Annotated in this window: 2 protein-coding genes and 1 pseudogene; all 3 read right to left on the minus strand. The window is 62.6% G+C overall.

Going from position 1 to position 1,397, the window contains the following annotated elements; all coding sequences use genetic code 11:
* A pseudogene (locus tag BFP96_RS29890) lies at nucleotides 1–165 on the minus strand (DUF4136 domain-containing protein); the annotation flags it as partial.
* Between the two features lie 24 nt (nucleotides 166–189).
* On the minus strand, nucleotides 190–939 hold the full coding sequence (locus tag BFP96_RS00245) for a methyltransferase (RefSeq protein WP_065894663.1): 750 nt from the start codon (nucleotides 937–939) through the stop codon (nucleotides 190–192).
* Nucleotides 932–1,240 carry a MazG-like family protein gene (locus BFP96_RS00250; RefSeq protein WP_065935357.1) on the minus strand — a complete coding sequence of 103 codons (309 nt, stop codon included), beginning with the start codon at nucleotides 1,238–1,240 and terminating at the stop codon, nucleotides 932–934. The genes BFP96_RS00245 and BFP96_RS00250 overlap by 8 nt, the downstream gene beginning before the upstream one ends.
* Nucleotides 1,241–1,397 lie beyond the last annotated feature (157 nt).

Here is a 1,397-nt window from a genome sequence, read left to right on the forward strand (position 1 = left end):
GTAGGCGCCATAGTCGCGCACCGGCGCCGGGTAAGCGCTGGCATCAAAGGTGGTGGCCGCCTGGGCCGGGGCCGGCGGCATTGGCGCCGACGCGGCCACGTAGGGGTTAGGGCTGGAGCAGGCGCCCAGCCCAAGGGACAACAGGATCAAACAGAGACGACGCATTTCGACCTCCGCAGACTGGGCTGCTTAAACCGGACGGCACACCCAGTGCAAATAACGCCCAAGTCCGGCAAAGCTTGGGTGACGACGGTGAGCGAGCTCCATCTCCAACAGATCCTGCAGCTCGGCGCGCGCCTGGAATTCCACCGGCATATAGTCATGGAACACGCGCACGCCACTTTGGCTTTCGACCTGCCACAGCCCTTCGAGTTGCGCCGCCAATTCCCTTGGGTCCAGTGGCTGTTGCGGCGTGAGGCTCTGCTTTTCGCCGGCCATATCGTTCCTGCGCATCTTGCGAAAGTGGCCCTTGAGCAGGTTGCGGTAGATCAGCGCATCGCGGTTATAGAACGCCAGGGACAACCAACCGCCGGGCAGCGTCAATTGATGCAGCACCGGCAGGATCGCATGGGGCTCGGCCAGCCATTCCAGCACGGCGTGGCACAGCACCAGATCGTAGGGCTCGGTGAGCTGGCCGAGCAAGTCTTGCCAGGGCGCCTGGATGAACGTGGCGCTCTGCCCGGCATCGGCAAAACGCTGGCGCGCGCCGTCGAGCATGGGCGCGGCAGGCTCGGCCAGGGTCACCTGATGGCCACGCTCGGCCAGCCACAACGACATATGCCCCAACCCCGCGCCGATATCCAGCACGCGCAACGGGCGATCCGGCAACGCCTCGGCGAGATCGGCCTGCAACACCGCCAGGCGGATCGCACCCTTGGCACCGCCATAGATTTTCTCGGCGAAGCGCGTGGCCAGCTGGTCGAAATGTCGATCACTCATGGGCAAACCGCCGTTCGCTGTCGGCCAGCTTGGCGCGCACCACTTCGTTCATGTCCAGGCCCAGCTCACTGCACAGCAATAGCAGGTACAGCACGATATCGCCGACTTCCTGGCCGGCATGAGCGAGCTTATCGGCCGGCAATTGGCGCGACTGGTCTTCGGTCAGCCATTGGAAAATCTCGACCAGCTCGGCCATTTCCACACTGGCGGCCATGGCCAGGTTTTTCGGGCTGTGGAATTGCTTCCAGTCGTTGGTATCGCGGATGCGGTGCAAGCGTTCGGTGAAGTGTTCGAGGTTCATTGGGGGCTCCTGAATGGGTATAGCTTCAGGGGGATGGGGAGTGAAGGCAAGTGAATAGCGGTGTTGCCCCCGATGAGCATAGGTATCTACACAACTCAGCAGCGCCCAACCGTAACCACGATGCGAAGCGAGCCGCTCTTGATCTTGATCTGCTTTT

Source organism: Pseudomonas sp. 34 E 7, from assembly GCF_900005715.1.
Lineage (GTDB): Bacteria > Pseudomonadota > Gammaproteobacteria > Pseudomonadales > Pseudomonadaceae > Aquipseudomonas > Aquipseudomonas orientalis_A.